This window comes from Dawidia cretensis (genome assembly GCF_018598175.1).
GTDB classification, from domain to species: domain Bacteria; phylum Bacteroidota; class Bacteroidia; order Cytophagales; family Cyclobacteriaceae; genus Ohtaekwangia; species Ohtaekwangia cretensis.
Genome location: NZ_JAHESE010000015.1, coordinates 111,778 through 130,297, shown reverse-complemented (window position 1 = coordinate 130,297; position 18,520 = coordinate 111,778). Strand labels below are relative to the sequence as shown.

Genomic DNA, 18,520 nt, shown 5'->3' with positions numbered 1-18,520 from the left:
GATGGAGCGCATTTTCGTTTACTTGAATGCATCTAAAACGTATGTTATGAAAACAACCAGAATCTTTACGCTGTTATTTCTGATCGTGCTGACCGCTACCGTGGCCCACGCACAGGTAGGTGTAGGTACCAAGCCTGTTGAAAAGGCCGAAGTGCTTTTCGACGGCTCACGCGCCATGCTCGACGCCAAGTGGACCTATTGGAAAGGCCCCCGCCTCGCTGCTACACTGCCCATCAAGTGGCAGGTCGTGAAAGATCCTGTGGACCAGGGTACTGTCGTGAACACCAACGACCCTGCCAGCGCCGGTGGTAAATACGGCGCCGCGGATATCGTGACCAAAAAAGAATACCGCGACTTCCGCCTGCACATCGAGTTTCTGATCGAGAAGCCCGGCGGCAACAGCGGCGTATATCTTCAAAACCGCTACGAGATCCAGGTGCTCGACGGCGACTCCACTACCCACGGCCTGGCCGCGATAATCAACGAAGCGGCAGCCCCTTATAGCGCGTATAACGGCACCGGCAAATGGAACGCCTATGACATTACTTTCCGCGCGGCCCGTTTCGTCAACGGCAAGCGCACCGAGCAACCGCTGGTGACCATCTACTTCAATGGCAAGAAGATCCACACCAATCACGCCATTACCCAGGTATGGGGCGGACCCAACTCGGGGATCGACGGAGGAAATGATGGAGGCAAAGGAATAACGGACGTGCCGGGAGGATTGAAGCTTCAGGCAGAAGGCCACGACGTGCTCTATAGAAATATCTGGATTAAAGAGCTGGATCTGAAGAAAGCGGATACCAACTTTTAAAGGAGAAAATACGAAATAAAAAAAGTTGCAGAGACTATGTCCCTGCAACTTTTTTAATGCCTTGATACGGGCGGACTATTGTACCTCTTCTACAGATTCGGCTACAACTTCCTCGACAGACGAAGCATCGCCTCCGTTATCTTTTGCGGGTTTAATCTTCTTAACAGATTTGTCGATGATCTTTTCCAGCGCACCGATTGCCTCTTGTAAAGGCTTCAGTTTGGCAACCAATTCTGCTTCCTCTTCTTTGAGTTTTTTTAATGCGTCTACCACTGGGTTTTCTTTTGCTGCAATTTCCTTGGCCATAGATTGATTTTGTTTAACTGTAAGGATCTTTCCAGTCCCGGGCAACAAGGCTTGCCGGCATCTGGAAAAATCGGGTCGCTAAAATACATGCAAAATTGTTATCTCAAAGCCCCCCGTCGATGACTTTACGCCGGTCGCGAAACTTCAGAAAATACGATGTGATCGGCTGACAGTGCGCAGGTTAAGGATGCCGATCTGTTTTGGACGTGCGTTGCTAACTGGTTGTTAACCAGTTTATTTATTGGCGGCTCTTGAATCTGCAAAAAATCGTCGAATTGTTGGCAACCTTCCGCCGGATTACGGCAGCGAGTCGAGGTAGTGCTGCAAGGCTACCCGGCCGTTGCTCATCAGCGTGTCTTTTTCATTGACGGAAAGCTTCCGGATCTTGGGGCCGATGGTGCCGCTGCTGATGGACACCGTACGTTTCCAGTCAGCGTCTGTCAGTCCCGAGCGATTTAGGTTCTCCAGCACGTAACTATAGAAGGCGCCCAGGTATTGATTAAACCGGTCGATATCTATAGGGGCCAGTCCGTTGCGGCTGGTGTCGTATCGAATTTGTTCGGGGGTGTCGATGCGGAAGCCAAGCGTGTGGGACGCGGCGATGCGTGTGCCCGGGACAGGTATAGAATCAAACAGGAAGATGGGGTAGTTGCCCATGAAGCCGCCGTCTACCATAATGTCGTCGCGCGTAGTAGCCTGTCGGTGGTCGACAACACGTCCCACAGAATCGATACATACTGCTTCAAAGTACAACGGAATGGACATGCTGATGCGCACGGCATCCTTGACCTTCATATCGGGATAATGCTCGTGCGAGAACACCAGCAGCTTTTGATGATTGAGGCTTGTGCCGGTTACATACAGGTCGCGGAAACGACGGTCGTGCAGCTGCCCGAAAGTGATGTTGGCGTCGCCGGTTTTAGCCGCGATGATTTCTTCCAGCCATCGGGTGAATGCTTTGCCCCGGTACCAGCCGTACCGGTGACTGAGGCGGGACATGCCGCCTATAAAGAAGAATTTGCCGTCGTTAAAGCGTTGTAGTTTGAGGTTGTAGATAATGTCTTCGATCTCTTTGCCCGTATAGCCCAACGATAAGGTCATCGCCGCAATCGCACCCGCCGACGTGCCGCCTACACGTTGCACGTTTACGAGCAGGTTACGGTGCTCCAATTCCTGGATCACACCGGCATACGCTACGCCGCGGATGCCGGCGCCTTCGAACACCAGGTTGGTATATTGGCCAAACACGTACGAGCTTGTGCCGCTGAGCGTCAGGAGTACAAAAAGAAATCGTTTCATAGCAGGTTACCTGCGAAGGTATAGAAATTTAACGACGGAATTATAGTGGTAGTTGTATAAATCGGAATAGTATTCTCGTACTGTCCATGCGGAAAATACGCGATATAGTACATCGGTTATGTTGCGCACGGTTTAGTCGACGCAGGCCGCACGTATAATCGTACTTTTACGGCCGTAAAAGCCCACGGCAAAACATGAAAAAGAACACATTGTATTTCGTCGCCGCCATAACCCTGGCGTCGGCACAAGTCTTCGCACAAGAGGCGAAGGAGTATCATGACATCGACGTGAAAAAAGATGTCATTGTAAGAGACAAAGCTCCGTACGCCAAGTTCGCCGGCAAGGTTGGTATGTCTAAAACCGATTGCGCCGTGCTGTCGCTCAGTGGCGACACGCTCATCTCGATCAAAGGATGGGACTATAACTCGGAAAACCCGCAGTTCTCGCTGATGCACGGCTACAAAGTAGTGTTTAAACCGTCGGGCAAGTCTTTGATCAAGCTGCTGCCCAACGTATCGCTCATTTCCAAGAACCATGTAATCGACTTTGTTTTGCAGAACCGCAGCTTCAGCTCCTCCCGGCGCGACAGTGAATTCAAAAAGGACCTGATCGCAGGCAACGCCCTCGACGAAGCGGTAGTGGACGAGTATATTGCACTGTACAACGGTGAAGCTGAAATAAAAAACGCCGACGAATACCAGGCCAAAGAAAAAGAAGTGATCAAGACTCTCTACCCGGTCAAGCGCGACCTGAACATGCCGCTAAGCTATAAGTACGAAGACGGTGTAACAAATGTATACCAGGACGGTACCAAACTGATCACCATTAAAAAAGAACAGAAGGCCAACTCCATGAGCGAGGAATGGATCTATACCTTCTCCAAAGAACTGGTGGAGCCGTTCCACGTAGGCGATAAGAAGTTTTACAACATTACCATCGCCACGGCTACGCTCAATAGCTTCCCGAAGCTGTACGTAAACGCGAAAGGAAAAGCGCAAAGTGTAAAGGTGGCGGCGCTGGGTAATGCTGAAAGCGCACTGGTGGATATTCTGGTTGCCAACAAGGATCTGTAAGCCGACGGCTGGTATGCTCTTGATAAAGGCCTGTTCCGATGCGTCGGGGCAGGCCTTTTTTATGCCGTCCGGGATGGTTAAATTTTGCGTGATTTACAGATATGAAAAAGACCATCCTGTGGTATAGCCTGGCGGCCGCTGTGTTTATTCTGTTGCTCAAGTTGCTGGAATACCAGCTATTCGTCCATGTGCTATCGCTGGAATTTTACCTGGCTGTTATTGCGGTGCTGTGCACGACGTTGGGTGTCTGGGCCGGTATACGCCTGACCCGCCAACGTAAGGCAACGGCGGGGCCGCCGTCGGCGATATTCCAACGCAACGCCAAGGCCTTTGAAACGAATAGCCTGAGCAAACGGGAGCTCGAAGTGCTGGAGCTTATGGCACGCGGCCTGTCCAACCAGGAGATTGCCGATGCGTTGTTTGTATCTCTGAATACCGTCAAGACCCATGCTGCCAACCTGTTTGTGAAACTGGACGTACGGCGTCGCACCCAGGCGATCGAGCGGGGTAAAACGCTTGGACTCATTCCGTAGGCCGGCTGCGAGCCTCGTATTTTCGGGTGATTTCCGTAATTTTACTCAGGATCATCCTTTCGGGTGAAGAAAAAAACCGGCTTTCTGTCGTGTTTTCGCGGAAAAACAAAATCTATGAAAAAGATCGTACTGATTAACGGCGTCATCGCCGGAGCCATTGCCGGGGGTATGCTTTTTATCTCGACACCGCTCGTGCGGGATGGAATGCTGAGCTTCGACTCGGGTACACTGGTGGGCTATACGACAATGGTCGTTGCCCTGTCTATGGTATTCTTTGGCATAAAGTCGTACCGGGACCAACACCTGGGTGGCACCATTACCTTTGGAAAAGCTCTGGCCGTGGGAGCCCTTATCACCGTGGTAGCATCGTGCGTGTATGCGTTGGTTTGGGAGGTCTGTTACCATACCGTGGCCTCCGGTTTTATGGATGGAATGGCGGATTATTATCTGCGTGAGAAACGCGAGGAGGGTGCCACCGCAGCCGAACTGGAACAGTACAGCCGGGAGATGAACGACATGATGGTGATGTATCAGAATCCGTTTATACGATTTGGCATGACCGTTATGGAGATTCTGCCCGTAGGGGTTGTACTGACGTTGCTCAGTGCCGTATTGTTGCGCAAGAAGGCGTTCCTGCCAGCCACCGAGTAGTCGTCACTCCTTAACGCTGCTGGGTTTCGAGCAGGTCGCCCTCCTGATAAAATTCGATGGCGACCAGCTGCCCGGCATCGTTATAGAGTTTCAGGGAACCGGTGCCGTTCTTAAGTGTGCCCTTTCTCTTTTCCTTGCCCTGTGGATCAAAGCAAGACAACGCCGTCCAGGGTTTATTGTCGTGCATGGCGACCTCGTCGGAAATTTGACCGTTGCGATGGTAGCGTACACGCCGACCGTTGGACTCACCATTCACAAAGGTCTCGGACATCATCCGTTTTCCATCTTCATAAAAGTAGTGGGAGGGGCCATCGAGTATACCTGCCTTGTAAGTCTGTTCCAGCACGAGCATGCCACCTTCGTTATAGGACCGGAAAATACCATGCGGATTATGATCGATAAACAGGCCGCGCGAGGCGACGTTGCCGTTCCGGTGATAATAGATTGTTTCTATTTGCCGCCCATTCTCATAGACCCGATCAAAGCGGCCGGTCGCCATCGTGTCATACCGATAGTGGAACATGCCCTGCTCATGGCCATTGACCAGTTGTCCCAGGACCACCGTGTCGCCGGATTCGTTGAACTCAAACATCGGCCCACGCGCGATGTCGTTTTCCAGGTATCGTTTGCCGGATATATACTGCCGGGGCGTGAGAAGCCCCAACACGGAGTCGGGCGGTACATAGCCGTACGTTATTTGCCATCCGTTTTGTTTGTCGTCCCTGTACATAACCTCCCGGACCAGCGACCAGCCGAACGGTGGGCTTATCCGGTAGGATTCATATTGGTGCCAAACGCCTTCGCGCTTACCCTCTTGATATAAGCCTGTTTCTTTTAGCAAGAGCACGCTACCAGGATCATGCGTGCTCCATTGGACAAGCGAGTCATAACGCAACGGCGTGGCGGGACATGTGCTGCACGGTTGACAGTGATAGTGATTCCAGCGCCCCGTCTTCTGCCGGTTCTTGCTGGCGCCACTGTCGGCCAGCAGTGTCATGATGCCGGGTTGAAGCGTGCCGAAAGCCTCGGTAAGGAGTGTCTGCGCAAGAGAGTCGCGTACGTCGATGGCGGAGTGTTTGGCGGCGGGGGCCGTGGCAACGGATTCGGTTCGCTGGCTAAAGGTCGGAAAAGTCAGGAGTAAGCCGATGGCCACAACAAATACACGGTGGTATAGCATAATTTTTTAAGGTCTTTTATAATAGGGTGGGGCCAAAGCTACGAAAGTTGATGTTTTCTTTTTGTTTGATATTCAGCTATTTATATTTTTTGCTCACAGATTTTTATTCTGTTTTGCCTGGTGAATCTATTTACCGTAATATTACGTTATAAGAGCAGTATGGGCATTACAAAATCAGAACTCTTCGAAAAACGCCAGAATCGCATGGCCCTGTTGGCAAAGGCTTTTGACCATCCGGCCCGCGTAGCGATCATGGAATACCTGCTGAATAACCAGACGTGTATCTGCAGCGACCTGGTAATAGAGTTGCCGTTGTCGCAGTCGACCATCAATCAGCACTTAAAAGAGTTGAAGCAGATCGGCATTATCAAGGGCGAAATTGAAGGCCCGAAGGTGAATTATTGCATCGACGTGACCGTATGGGAAGAAGCACGCGACATGTTTGTGAATATGTTCTCCAAGCCGGTAACGCCCAATTTATGTGACTAATTTTTCTTTGTATATAACCTAACGAAATATTACAATAAGACAGTATGGAAACGATTAAGACGCTGATCATTGGCTCAGGCCCCGCCGGGTATACGGCTGCCATCTATGCCGCCCGCGCCAACCTGAAGCCCGTAATGTACCAGGGTATGGAACCTGGCGGTCAGCTGATGACGACAAACGATGTCGAGAACTTCCCGGGGTATCCCCAGGGTATTATGGGTCCGCATATGATGGAAGACCTGAAGAAGCAGGCCGAGCGTTTTGGTACGGACATTCGTATGGGTATGGCCACCAGTGTCGACTTTTCGGGCTATCCGTTTAAAGTCACCATCGATGAGCAAACCGAGCTGCTGGCCGAGAGCGTGATTATTTCTACAGGGGCTACGGCCAAGTGGCTGGGTATTCCCTCCGAGAAACGCCTGAACGGCGGTGGTGTATCGGCCTGCGCCGTATGCGACGGATTCTTTTACCGCGGTCGTGAGGTAGCCATCGTAGGCGCCGGCGACACGGCATGCGAAGAAGCACTTTATCTTTCCAAGCTGGCGACACAGGTGCACATGATCGTACGCAAAGACCGCATGCGCGCGTCGAAGATCATGCAAGACCGCGTGTTGAAAACGCCGAACATCCACGTATACTATAATTCAGAAACGGATGAAGTACTGGGTGACGCCGTAGTAACCGGCGTGCGGATTAAGAACACTGCCACAGGTGAAGTAAGAGAGATTCCCATCGAAGGTTTCTTTGTGGCCATCGGCCACAAACCTAACGCTGACATCTTTAAAGACTATATCACACTGGACGATCAGGGATATATTGTCACCGTTCCCGGAACGGCTAAAACAAACGTCGAGGGTGTATTTGCCTGTGGCGACGTACAGGATAAGAACTACCGCCAGGCCATCACGGCAGCGGGCACCGGCTGTATGGCGGCACTGGAGGCGGAACGCTTCCTGGCAGCGAAGGAGCTGGAGGTCGTTTCATAATACGCCCGGCTAGCGTAGCACGTATAACAAACGTGCTCTGTGGTAACAACCACGGAGCACGTTTGTCTTTGCGCACCTCACATTTTTTCGAGGACTGAAAGAATATTGCCGGAAGGATCTTTGAACCAGGCAATGACCGGGCCTCCGTTATCGCGCGATATGCCTTTGGCATCGGTCTTATACGACGGGTCGTCGTAACGTTCAAACTGCACGCCGCTTTGGGTGAGCGCATCCACGGTCTTTTCAACATCGTCTACCGGGAAATTGAGCACTGTATAGGTAGCCGGCTGATGATTGTCTTTGGGATAAAGGAGCACATCGCTCCGGTCGGCCAGGTGTAAGAGCAGCATGCCATCCTCTTCGGATACATTCAGTCCCAGCGTCTGCTGATAAAACTTCCTGGCTTGTGGGAGGTCTTTTACAGAAAAGCCGCTAAAGGCTTTCGCGTCTTTTAAGGTTAACATAATAAAGGGGTTTTAGTAAGACCTACAGACGGTAAAAAATCATTCCGCAACAGCGGCATGATCTGTCCGTAACAGATCATGCCACCGCGTATTATTTCTATGTATTATTTTTTTGCTTTCTCGGAAAAGCGCGCGCGTTTCACGCTGTCGATAACATCGAGCAGTCCGTCTTTCGGTGCATCACACGTCCATTCCCAGAACATGATACCATCAAGCTTTTGATCGATGGCGTATTCGGTCTTGAGCTTCATCGACTGTTTGTCGTCAAACGTGACAAAGCGCTTGTCTTTGGCGTTGTAGAGATAAGGTGCTTTTGCGGTAGCATCCCAATACTGTTGAAAACCTTTTGCAGGCGTTAGCTCGCTTGCAAACCGGCGATGGTCGATAAAGGACTTGAACTTGCCCGATTGAAACAGCCCGTTGTTAACATCGGCGACATTCTCCCACATGCGGCCGTAGAACGCGGCGCCGATCACCAGTTTGTTCCGGGGTATACCGAGCTTGATAAGATACTGCACGGCATTGTCGGTCGATTCATGTTGATCGGGATGTGAGTATAGTGGTGTGTGATGGCCCGTGCGCGTAGAGTAACCGTGCACGAGGTCGTAGGTCATGAGGTTGACACGATTGGCGATCGCCATGACGGCTTTCCAATCCACCGACTCGTCCAGGTATTTTTGAAAACCGCCGGCGGCAAAGCTCAATTCATACGCGGGCCCCGTGGTCTTGCGCAGCACGCGCAGGAGCTCGGTAAAGTTTTCCTTATCGGAGGCGGCATACGCATGGCCGGGAGGGCCCTGGATAGAAGGATATTCCCAGTCGAGGTCGAGGCCGTCGGCGTGAAAGTATTGGCTCAGCTGATGTACAGACTGTGCAAACTCGGTGCGACCGGCGTCCGTGGAAAATATATCGGAGCAGGTGGGGCAGCCTTCCCATCCGCCAAGCGAAAGAATGATCTTGAGGTCAGGGTTCTGTTTCTTTAACCCCACCAGCGCGCGGATCGTCGCCGAGTCGCGGGCGTTGTCGACGTTGAGCCGGTTGCCCTTTAAGTGGCAAAAGCTGTAAATGATGTGGGTGAGCTTTTTGGCCGGAATGCTATCGACCTTTTCCGGGCCGGCAGAGTAATAGGCAATTACAGAAAATGGGGTAGAAGCTTTTTGAGCGTGAAGACTGGCACTGACCATGAGTGCCAGCACAACTAAGAGCGTGCGAAAAATTGTCATGAATGCTTGGGTTGAAGATGACAAGGTCGCAGATTGCTGTGATCGCTGGATGATTTTTCGTATGAGCGGATATTTGACCGGGTGAGGCCGGGGTTGTGCTGTGTGTGTATAAAAATGAAAAAGCCCCGGTGGTTTGGCCGGAGCTCTTCTGCATAGCACAATTAAAAATAATTGTTTAACTTTTTGTCGGACTGATCAGCGCGCTACTTCTACCACGCCGCGGTAGTATCCTTTCACCCGCCGCTGGTTCAGCGACAGATCAAACGAGATGGCGTAGTCGCGACGGGCTTCGTCCAGCAGGCGGATGGTCACGGTGCCACCGTCAAGCTCTTTGTACACCTGGCCGCCTTCTTGTCGTTCCCGGTCATAATTCACTGTCGCATCCGCGTGGTAAAAGGTCTGCCCGGTTTGCACGTGTTCGGCGTCAAACGTGTAGGTTCCTTCCGGAAGCATTTCGGCCGCGTCGGTATACAGGTCGAACGACACGCTGTGTATTTTACGCGCCTTGCCGGGCGAGTCCAGGGTCACCGACCACACTTGTACCGTACTCTCTTCCGCCGGCGGATCCGGCTGCGCGATCGCAATGCCCGATACCAGCGCATACGATTTTCCGTCCACGATAAACTGATTGTTGAATCGCGATGCGTCGTCGAACGTGCACGACCCAAGCGTTATGGTCGAGGCCGTCAGCCAGGCAACAGGTAGATATGGATTGCGCATGCGCAGCACAGTAATTCAGGCGTTGTTACGATGCAAGGATAGCGGTTCGGAAGAGTGTATTTTTTTGAATCGTCCTGGAAATATTACACGTGCAGGGCGGTTGTCGAAAACATTAATTACTCGCCCACCCGGATACGCTGCCGGGATTTGCGTACTTTTGATCCTTAATTTTTCAGATCTTGAATTACTTATCCGCTGAAAGCGTCGGCAAGACGTTCTCCGATCGCTGGCTTTTCAAAGACATTACATTGGGCATTTCACAGGGCGAGAAATTGGCCCTGGTTGGCAATAATGGTGTCGGAAAATCAACCTTGTTAAAGATTCTTACAGGCGAGCTTGCGCCCGATGCCGGAAAAGTCAGTGTTCGGCAGGGCAAACGGTTGGGGTATCTTACGCAGCAACCCGTCGTGGCCAATGGCCTGACCGTGAAAGATGTGCTGTTTAACGACGACAACGAGATCGCCAAAGTCGTAAAAGAATATGAAGACTGTATTCACCATCCTGATACCTCGCCGGAAAAAATGCAGGCTGTGCTGGAGCGGATGGAAGAGCTGAAAGCCTGGGACTATGAAGCCAAGGTGCACGAGGTGATCGAGAAACTGGGCGTGCCCGACTTCGATAAGAAATTCAGCGAGCTCTCGGGTGGTCAGAAGAAACGTATCTTCCTGGCGCAGTTGCTGTTGCAAGAGCCCGACCTCATCATCATGGATGAACCCACCAACCACCTGGACCTATCGGCCATTGAGTGGCTGGAGAACTACCTGGCGGGTGCCAACATCACCCTGATCATGGTGACCCACGACCGCTACTTCCTCGACAACGTGGCGAACGAGATCATCGAGATCGACCGGGGGCAGCTGTTCCGTTATAAAGGCAACTACGCATACTTTCTGGAAAAGAAAGAACAGCGTGAAGAGATCTTAAAGGCGGAAGTCTCCAAGGCGCGCAACCTGCTCAAGAAAGAACTCGACTGGATGCGCCGTCAACCGAAAGCGCGCGGTACCAAAGCGAAGTATCGCGTTGAGGCATTTTATGACCTGCAGGAAAAGGCTTCACAGGACCTGCGCAAAGACAAGATGGAGCTGGACATCAATTCGTCCCGTCAAGGCGGCAAGATCCTGGAAGTAGAACATATCAACAAGAATTTCGGATCGCTGCCCATCGTGACCGACTTCTCCTTTGTATTTAAAAAGAACGACCGCATCGGCATCGTCGGCAAGAACGGCATCGGCAAGTCGACCTTTCTCGACATGCTCACGGGCAAACTGAAGCCCGATAGCGGTGAGATCAATCCGGGTGTCACGACGAAGTATGGATACTTCACCCAGGAGTCCATTACGCTGAATCTCGAAAACCGACTGATTGAAGAGGTGAAAGAGATTGCCGAGTTCATTACACTGTCGGACGGTTCGCAGGTATCGGCTTCCAAGTTTCTGGATTCCTTTCTGTTTCCCCCCGACAAACAATACAACTATATCAACAAGCTGAGCGGTGGTGAGCGGAAGCGTCTGCAGCTGCTCAAGTTGTTGGTGACCAATCCCAACTTCCTCATCCTCGACGAACCTACCAACGACTTTGATATTGACACACTAAATGTGTTGGAAGACTTCCTGGACAAGTTCTCGGGATGCCTGTTGCTGGTATCACACGATCGCTATTTCATGGACCATCTTGTAAACCAGCTGTTTGTGTTTGAAGGCAACGGAGTAATACGGCTCTTTAACGGCAACTATTCCGACTACCGCGACTGGGTAGAAGAGCAGGAAGCGCTTGGTGCTGCACCCGAGCCGAAGAAGGCTGCAACGCCTGAACCCGTCAAGACGCCCGACACCAAAGAGAAAAAGAAAGCTTCGTTTAAGGAGAAGCAGGAATACGAGAAACTACAAGCCGAGATCGACAAGCTTGAACAAGAGAAAAACGAGATCGCCGGCAAAATGAATTCGGGTGCCATTGATCACAAACAGTTGCAGGAGTGGTCGGCGCGGATTCAGGTAATCACAAAGTCTATTGACGAAAAAACGCTGCGCTGGCTGGAATTAGCCGAGCTTATGTAAACGAATCCGCGAACCTGTGCATTATTTAAAAACATTCTAAACACGCGTAATAATATTCTACCGTTGGAATAAAATTCAGCTTAGTTCAATCGAATGATATAACTTTAAGCAAACTTTATTTCGAACATGAACCTAAACACAGACGCGGAGAAGAAGAACACCTATGATGCTATTGTCGTGGGGACAGGTATCAGCGGTGGATGGGCAGCTAAAGAGCTCACCGAAAAAGGACTAAAGACGCTCGTGCTGGAGCGTGGCCGGATGGTGAAGCACCCCGATTACCCGACAGCGACGAAAGACCCGTGGGATTTCCCCAACGCGGGCAGACCCACACAGGAAGATTTGAAACAACAGGGCGTACAGGCCCGCACCGGATACACCGTTCAGCAAGCCACCAAGCATTGGTTTGTAAACGACCTTGAAAACCCTTACACCGAAGTACGCCGCTTTGACTGGATGCGTGGTTACCACGTAGGTGGCCGCTCCATCATGTGGGGCCGCCAAAGCTACCGTTGGAGCCCGATGGACTTCGAAGCCAACGCAAAAGACGGGATCGGCGTTGACTGGCCGGTCCGTTACAACGACCTGGCTCCCTGGTACGACTATGTTGAAAAATACATCGGTGTCAGCGGCAGTGTCGATGGTCTCGCACAACTCCCTGACGGCCAGTTCCTGCCGGCCATGGAGCTGAACTGCGTCGAGATCGACTTAAAAGATAAAGTTAAAACGAAATTTGATCGGGCGCTGACCATTGGCCGTGTAGCGCACGCTACCGCGCCCGTGCCGCACAGCCCGCAACGGGGCACCTGTCAGTACAGGAACCTGTGTAGCCGCGGTTGCCCGTATGGTGGCTATTTCAGCAGTGTGTCCTCTACGTTGCCGGCCGCCGAGAAGACGGGCAACATGACGCTGCGTCCGAATTCCATTGTATATGAGCTGGTCTACGACGAACAGAAGAAAAAAGCCACCGGCGTGAAAGTACTTGACGCGGAGAGCGGAGAGCAGACGGAATTCTTTGCAAAAGTGATCTTCCTGTGTGCGTCTACTTTCGGTTCAACCTTCATTATGCAGAACTCGATCTCCAACCGTTTCCCCAACGGCTTTGGAAACGACAGCGGCGAGCTGGGTCACAACATTATGGACCACCACCTGAGCGTGGGTGCCGGTGCGTCTGTAGAAGGCTATGAAGACAAATATTACTTTGGCCGCAGAGCCAACGGCTTCTATATCCCGCGTTACCGGAACATCGGCGGCGACAAGCGCGACTACCTGCGCGGCTTTGGCTACCAGGGTGGTGCCAGCCGTCAGGGATGGTCAAGCCTGGTGTCTGAGCTCAGCCTCGGCGCGGGCCTGAAAGAAGCGGCTGCCAAGCCGGGTGGATGGACCATCGGTATGGGTGGCTTTGGCGAGATCCTGCCGTACCACGACAACAAGGTATACATCAACAAAGACAAGAAAGACAAATACGGCCTGCCTACACTCACATTCGATGCCGACCTGCACGACAACGAATACAAAATGCGTAAGGACATGGCCGCCGATGCTGCCGAAATGCTCGAGGCTGCCGGCTATAAGAATGTACACACGTTCGACAACAAGATCGGTGTCGGCCTGGGCATTCACGAAATGGGTACTGCCCGTATGGGCAAAGACCCCAAGACATCGGTACTGAACAAATTCAACCAGGTACACGCCTGCAAGAACGTGTTCGTAACAGACGGCTCGGCCATGGCCTCGTCTGCCTGCCAGAACCCGTCGCTGACCTACATGGCACTGACGGCCCGCGCAGTAGATTTCGCAGTAAACGAATTGAAGAAACAAAACCTGTAATCATTACGATATGGATCGCAGAGAAGCATTACGACGCACTGCCTGGATCATGGGGGGCGTTATATCCGCGCCGGCACTGGCAGGCCTGCTGAAAGGCTGTGCCGCCAAACCGACAATCGACTGGAAACCGTCGTTCTTTAACGACCAGCAAGGCATCCTGGTAACACAGGTGGCCGAGATCATCATCCCGAAGACCGATACCCCCGGCGCCAAAGAAATCGGCGTACCGGGATTCATCGACCAGATGCTGAAGGAGGTATACACCAAAGAAGATCAGGACAAGTACCTGGCCAGCCTGAAAGCTTTTGACGAAGAAGCTCAAAAAGAGCACGGCGACGCCTTCATCGACCTGGACCCCGAGAAACAAACTGCGTTCGTGAATAAAATCCACAGCGCTGTGTTAAACGATACTACCGAGAATGCACCGGCATACCGCGACTTTTTGATGAAGACGAAGGAACTCACGTTGCTGGGATTCTTCACTTCGAAAGTGGGTGCTTCGGAGATACTGCAGTATGTGGCTGTTCCTGGCGCGTATAAGGGTTGTATCCCGGTGTCAGAAGCGGGTAATGGTAAGACCTGGGCAACTTAGTCTAAAGTTAAGTAAAGTATATAGTGTGGCTGCCGGCCTGTTGTCTGATAGATGACAGGCCGGTGGTGTTTTATAGAGGCCTCAGGGTCTTCGCGTCCCGGCTTTCTGTTGATATTCTTTCGGGGTAATTCCGAACTCCCCTTTAAAACATTTTGAGAAATACGATAGGTTTGAAAAACCCACCGCGTACATAATCTCCGAGATATTACCTTCCTTATTCGCCAACAGCAACGAGGCCTTCTTAATCCGATACTTCCGAATAATATCGTTTGGCGATAGCCTGGTGGTGGACTTCAGCTTCCGGTATAAATGCGTCGAGCTCATTCCCACTTCATCACTCAGCATCTCCACACTGAATTCGGGATTCGCAATGTTCGCTTCGATAATGCTCATGACCTTCTTGATGAACTTATCATCCACATTCTCACCCGAGCCTTCTTCAGGCTGTAATATCAATTCGTGCCGGAAGTAATCGGCCAATTCCTGTTTTCGCTGTAACAAGTGATCCATGTGCGCTTCCAGCAGATCAATGTCAAAGGGTTTCGTAAGGTAACTATCAGCCCCCGTGCGAAGTCCTTCTACCTGCTGAGATGTAAGCGTACGCGCCGTCAGCATGATGACAGCAATGTGACTGGTCTTGGGGTTGCTCTTAATCTGACGGCACATGGTAAGGCCATCCATGACCGGCATCATGATGTCGCTGATGATCAGCTCGGGCAGGAAGCTGGTAGTTTTGTCCAGTCCTTCTTCGCCGTTGGATGCCGTGATGAAATTATACTTGTCGTGCAGGCTGGCCTGTATGAAGGTAATAATGTCGGCGTTGTCTTCGATGATCAGGATCAGGGGTTTGTCTGATGCAAGTCCTAAATGGTATGTATTCTCTTCTGCGCCGGCATGGTCTGCTTTCACAGCGACCAGGTCGATCTCTTGCTGTGCCGGTGAGTCGATGGGCAAGTGCCCACTGCCCAACGGCAGTGTGAGTGTAAAGGTGGCACCCTGGCCGGGTATGCTGGTCACCTGGATATCGCCCTGGTGGAGACGTGCGTACTCGGCCACGAGCGTCAGGCCGATGCCCGAGCCAATCTCCATCTTCTGCGCGGCGTCGGTCTGGTAGAAGCGATCAAAGATGCGCGGCAGCTCTTCGGTGGCGATGCCGATGCCCGTGTCGGCTACAACAAGCTGCACCGCGCCATCGCGGTAGCCGGGCAGCTCCGTGGCTAATGTCAACGTCGCGGTAATGCTACCGCCACGCGGTGTAAACTTGAATGCGTTGGAGAGCAAGTTGAATAGAATGGTTTCTACTTTCTCCTGGTCAGCCCAGATGCGACAGCTTTCTGTCGACGATGCAAAACTAAAGCGGATGTCGTGACGGCCGGCTTTGTCCGAGAACAGCGCACACAGCTCACGGCAGAACGGTACGAGGTCAAACGCTGTCATGCGCAGGCTGAGGGCTTCGTCTTCCAGCTTGCGGAAGTCTAAGATCTGGTTTACCAGCCGCAGCAGGCGTTGGGCATTCTTCTCGGCCAGTCCGATCAGCAACTGACCTTCGCCGGGCAAATCACCGCGTTTGAGCAACTGTTGCAAGGGCGGTAGAATGAGGCTGATGGGTGTGCGCAGCTCGTGCGAGATATTCGTGAAGAACTGCTGCTTGGTTTGTACGATCTCTTCGGCGTGTTCTTTTTCCAGCCGGGTAATACGCAGCTCATTGCGCAGGTTTAAGCGCGAGGTATACGTGCGCAGGGCGAGGAGGATCAGCGCGACGATCAGGACCGCATAAAATACCAGGAAGAGCGGGCTGAGCAACAGGGGCGGATGTACGCGTATCTGCACCGTGGCAACATGCGGACTCCAGAGGCCGTAGTTGTTGGTGCCTTTTACCTGGAAGGTATACGTGCCGGGCGTCAGATTGGAATAGACGGCAAAGTTCTTTTCACCCGATACATAATTCCAATCGTTGTCAAAGCCGTCCAGCCTGTAGGCATAGACACTGGCCGCGGGTTTCCAATAATGCAATGCCGAGAACTCAAAAGCGATCGAACGATGGGCGTACTCCAATTCCAGCGAAGGGGTTACGGCAATATCCTGTGTGAGCAAGGTTTCGCCGTCGAGGGTCTGGCCGGGCAGGAGAGGGTGGTGGTTCACTTCCAGCGAGGTGATGTATACCTGTGGTGCAAAGCTGTTGGGTTTTACCTGGGGCGATACGGTGACGTAGCCGTTGTCACCGCCAAAGATGATCTCGCCGGCCGGCGTGTGGGTGACGCAGCCTTCGAAAAAGCTCTTGAGGGGAATCTCATCATCCAGGGGTAATAGCTCGACCTGCGCGTTTTGCGCGGAGAGCTTGAGCAAGAGGTTGCCGGCGGCGCACCAGATGTTACCGGTGGCGTCTTCGGTAATGCTGGCGGGAAGAATGTCTTTGCCCATGACCAACGGATGGCGTATTGCCGAATCGGTCTGCGGATTGTACTCGATCAGTGCATTGGTCGTACCGGCCCAAAGGCGGCCGTTGCGCGAGAAATAAAAACAGTTGATGTCCTGGCGTCCGGCCACCCGGTTGAAGGAGGGCACGGACGTGCTTTTGTGTGTTTGCAGGTCGATGCGCAGCAGCCCCGTGTACGGTGTTGTCCAGATGGCGTTGGCGCCGCTGACGGTTTTGGGTGAACCAAATTCTCCGGCGCGCTCGAACCGCAGCGCTTGCAGCTCGCGGAAATTGCCGACGACTTTAAACAAACCGCCTTCCCACGCGCTAACCCAAAACGAGCCGTCCGTACCCTTTGTGAAGCGGGCGATGTAATTCGACGTGAGACCATTTGTAGCATTGGCGGGTATGGCATACATCTTTTGCTGCGCCTCATCCCATACATTGATACCCCCCGCGGTGCCGATCCAGATGCGGCCATAGTCATCTTCTTCCAGGGCGTACGTATTGTTGAGCTGAATGCGGTTGTTCTCCGGCGAGCCGGCTTCAAATACACGCCGCGTGTTTTTCTCGGGGTCGATGCGAATTACACCGTGCAGCGTGGCCAGCCACAGCACATTGTTGCGCGTTACCAATACGGCCTTTACCTGGTTGCCCACCGTCTGGTCTGCCAGCGGGTAGGATACTTCCTGGTAGCGGTAAAACGGTTGGAAGCCGTTCATGCGGCTCAAGCCGTTAGACGTTACAAACCAGGTGATGCCGGCATTGTCTTCAAAGATCTGCCAGATAACGTTGTTGGCAATGGAATAGGGCAGGCGTGGGTTGTGAAAATAGGCGTGGGCCTCGCTGGTCTTCGGGTCGAATACATTCAATCCAAAGTCCGTGCCCAGCCACAGGTTGCCGTGGGCATCGGGGTATATACATTTGATCACCTCGTTGCTGAAGCGGGTGTTGCGCTCGGTATACTGTTGGTAGCGGCCGGTATACGTATTAAACAGGCAGAGGCCCGTTTCGGTGCCCACCCAAAGCAGCGAGTCGGAAGTGGATGAATACGGACGGATATCGCCGCAGATCAGGTTATTCCTGAGCGCCGGCTTATAGGGCTTTTTCAGATCGAAGCGCGTGAACGTACTTTGCCCGGACGGCAGTTTATTTAAACCATCGTACGTACCCACCCATACAGTGCCGGCAGTGTCCTCATAAATGGCGCGGACCGTGTTATGGCTCAGGTGATTGGCCTCGGCCGTCAGTACGCTGTGCGTGCCGGTGTATGTATCATAGCGAATCAAACCGGTAGCCGTTCCGACCCAGAGTATACCCCGGCGGCCGGGGGCGAGCGTGCGCACAATGCGGTCTTCGCCAAGGGGGATGCGTGTTACTTCAAACGTGCCGGTGTGGATGCGGCAGAGGCCCTTCCATGTGCCGATCCAGAGGTAGTCGCCGATGGCCACGAGCGAGCTGATCTCGTTGGTGGTGAGGGAATGTTCTGACTCCGTTTGCTTAAAGGTAAGGAACCGGTGGCCGTCGTAGCGGCACAGGCCGTTGGCGGTGCCCACCCAGATGAAGTTGCGCGTATCCTGGGCGACGGCGCTGATGATGTTGGACGGCAGGCCGTCGTGCATGGACAACGTCGAGAACAACGGCGAATCTTGCGCAGCGACGTGAAGCGTGCCCGCCCACAGGCAGCAGGTGATCATTGCCACCCGCCGGCAGTCATTACGCCGTGGGAATAGGTTCAGGAATGATCGCAACACATGTCTCGCCATACGGCACCAGCTTGCACAGGTAAAATAGAGACGCTTTTTAGCACGTCAGGAATCGATTTCCGGAAACCGTTTTCGGTCCTTTGGGAAACCTTGTCGAAAAGTACTTCGAAAGGTAGGATTATTCTCT

General features: G+C 52.6%; 16 protein-coding genes. 9 read left to right on the top strand and 7 right to left on the bottom strand.

Going from position 1 to position 18,520, the window contains the following annotated elements; genetic code table 11:
* Positions 1-46: 46 nt before the first annotated feature.
* Positions 47-814: a 3-keto-disaccharide hydrolase gene (locus tag KK062_RS15800; RefSeq protein WP_254085289.1), complete on the top strand. Its 768-nt coding sequence runs from the start codon at positions 47-49 to the stop codon at positions 812-814.
* Positions 815-889: 75 nt separating this feature from the next.
* Here KK062_RS15800 and KK062_RS15795 read toward each other — a convergent pair whose 3' ends face one another.
* Positions 890-1,120: a hypothetical protein gene (locus tag KK062_RS15795; RefSeq protein WP_254085288.1), complete on the bottom strand. Its 231-nt coding sequence runs from the start codon at positions 1,118-1,120 to the stop codon at positions 890-892.
* Between the two features lie 297 nt (positions 1,121-1,417).
* Positions 1,418-2,419, bottom strand: a complete 1,002-nt coding sequence (locus KK062_RS15790) for a patatin-like phospholipase family protein (RefSeq protein ID WP_254085287.1) — start codon at positions 2,417-2,419, stop codon at positions 1,418-1,420.
* Between the two features lie 194 nt (positions 2,420-2,613).
* Here KK062_RS15790 and KK062_RS15785 point away from each other — a divergent pair, with 194 nt between their 5' ends.
* The 3 genes from KK062_RS15785 (at position 2,614) to KK062_RS15775 (ending at position 4,676) form a co-directional block, all read left to right on the top strand.
* Positions 2,614-3,492: a hypothetical protein gene (locus KK062_RS15785; protein WP_254085286.1), complete on the top strand. Its 879-nt coding sequence runs from the start codon at positions 2,614-2,616 to the stop codon at positions 3,490-3,492.
* A gap of 101 nt (positions 3,493-3,593) precedes the next feature.
* Positions 3,594-4,025: a helix-turn-helix transcriptional regulator gene (locus tag KK062_RS15780; protein ID WP_254085285.1), complete on the top strand. Its 432-nt coding sequence runs from the start codon at positions 3,594-3,596 to the stop codon at positions 4,023-4,025.
* Positions 4,026-4,139: 114 nt separating this feature from the next.
* Positions 4,140-4,676, top strand: a complete 537-nt coding sequence (locus tag KK062_RS15775) for a DUF4199 domain-containing protein (RefSeq protein ID WP_254085284.1) — start codon at positions 4,140-4,142, stop codon at positions 4,674-4,676.
* A 10-nt stretch (positions 4,677-4,686) separates the two neighbouring features.
* On the opposite strand, the gene KK062_RS15770 is transcribed toward KK062_RS15775, so the two are convergent.
* Positions 4,687-5,853 carry a toxin-antitoxin system YwqK family antitoxin gene (locus tag KK062_RS15770; RefSeq protein WP_254085283.1) on the bottom strand — a complete coding sequence of 389 codons (1,167 nt, stop codon included), beginning with the start codon at positions 5,851-5,853 and terminating at the stop codon, positions 4,687-4,689.
* Positions 5,854-6,012: 159 nt separating this feature from the next.
* Between KK062_RS15770 and KK062_RS15765 the strand changes: the two genes are divergently transcribed.
* Positions 6,013-6,342: an ArsR/SmtB family transcription factor gene (locus KK062_RS15765; protein WP_254085282.1), complete on the top strand. Its 330-nt coding sequence runs from the start codon at positions 6,013-6,015 to the stop codon at positions 6,340-6,342.
* A 44-nt stretch (positions 6,343-6,386) separates the two neighbouring features.
* The gene (gene trxB, locus KK062_RS15760; RefSeq protein WP_254085281.1) at positions 6,387-7,328 is read left to right on the top strand and encodes a thioredoxin-disulfide reductase; all 942 of its coding nucleotides are present in this window, start codon (positions 6,387-6,389) and stop codon (positions 7,326-7,328) included.
* A gap of 77 nt (positions 7,329-7,405) precedes the next feature.
* Here the strand turns inward: trxB and KK062_RS15755 are convergent, their stop codons facing one another.
* The 3 genes from KK062_RS15755 to KK062_RS15745 all read right to left on the bottom strand — a co-directional run bounded on the left by KK062_RS15755 (position 7,406) and on the right by KK062_RS15745 (position 9,735).
* Entirely contained in the window at positions 7,406-7,792 is a 387-nt protein-coding gene (locus tag KK062_RS15755) for a VOC family protein (RefSeq protein WP_254085280.1), read from the bottom strand.
* A 104-nt stretch (positions 7,793-7,896) separates the two neighbouring features.
* Positions 7,897-9,015 (bottom strand): glycoside hydrolase family 18 protein, encoded by a 1,119-nt coding sequence (locus KK062_RS15750; protein ID WP_254085279.1) that lies wholly within the window; start codon positions 9,013-9,015, stop codon positions 7,897-7,899.
* A gap of 195 nt (positions 9,016-9,210) precedes the next feature.
* A complete protein-coding gene (locus tag KK062_RS15745) occupies positions 9,211-9,735 on the bottom strand; it encodes a hypothetical protein (RefSeq protein WP_254085278.1) in 525 nt (174 codons plus the stop codon).
* A 179-nt stretch (positions 9,736-9,914) separates the two neighbouring features.
* On the opposite strand from KK062_RS15745, the gene KK062_RS15740 reads away from it, so the two are divergent.
* From KK062_RS15740 to KK062_RS15730, 3 genes are all read left to right on the top strand, one after another.
* Positions 9,915-11,789, top strand: a complete 1,875-nt coding sequence (locus tag KK062_RS15740) for an ABC-F family ATP-binding cassette domain-containing protein (RefSeq protein WP_254085277.1) — start codon at positions 9,915-9,917, stop codon at positions 11,787-11,789.
* A gap of 126 nt (positions 11,790-11,915) precedes the next feature.
* Positions 11,916-13,619 (top strand): GMC oxidoreductase, encoded by a 1,704-nt coding sequence (locus KK062_RS15735; RefSeq protein ID WP_254085276.1) that lies wholly within the window; start codon positions 11,916-11,918, stop codon positions 13,617-13,619.
* Positions 13,620-13,629: 10 nt separating this feature from the next.
* On the top strand, positions 13,630-14,211 hold the full coding sequence (locus KK062_RS15730) for a gluconate 2-dehydrogenase subunit 3 family protein (protein ID WP_254085275.1): 582 nt from the start codon (positions 13,630-13,632) through the stop codon (positions 14,209-14,211).
* A gap of 81 nt (positions 14,212-14,292) precedes the next feature.
* Here the strand turns inward: KK062_RS15730 and KK062_RS15725 are convergent, their stop codons facing one another.
* Positions 14,293-18,393 (bottom strand): hybrid sensor histidine kinase/response regulator transcription factor, encoded by a 4,101-nt coding sequence (locus KK062_RS15725; protein WP_254085274.1) that lies wholly within the window; start codon positions 18,391-18,393, stop codon positions 14,293-14,295.
* Positions 18,394-18,520: the final 127 nt, after the last annotated feature.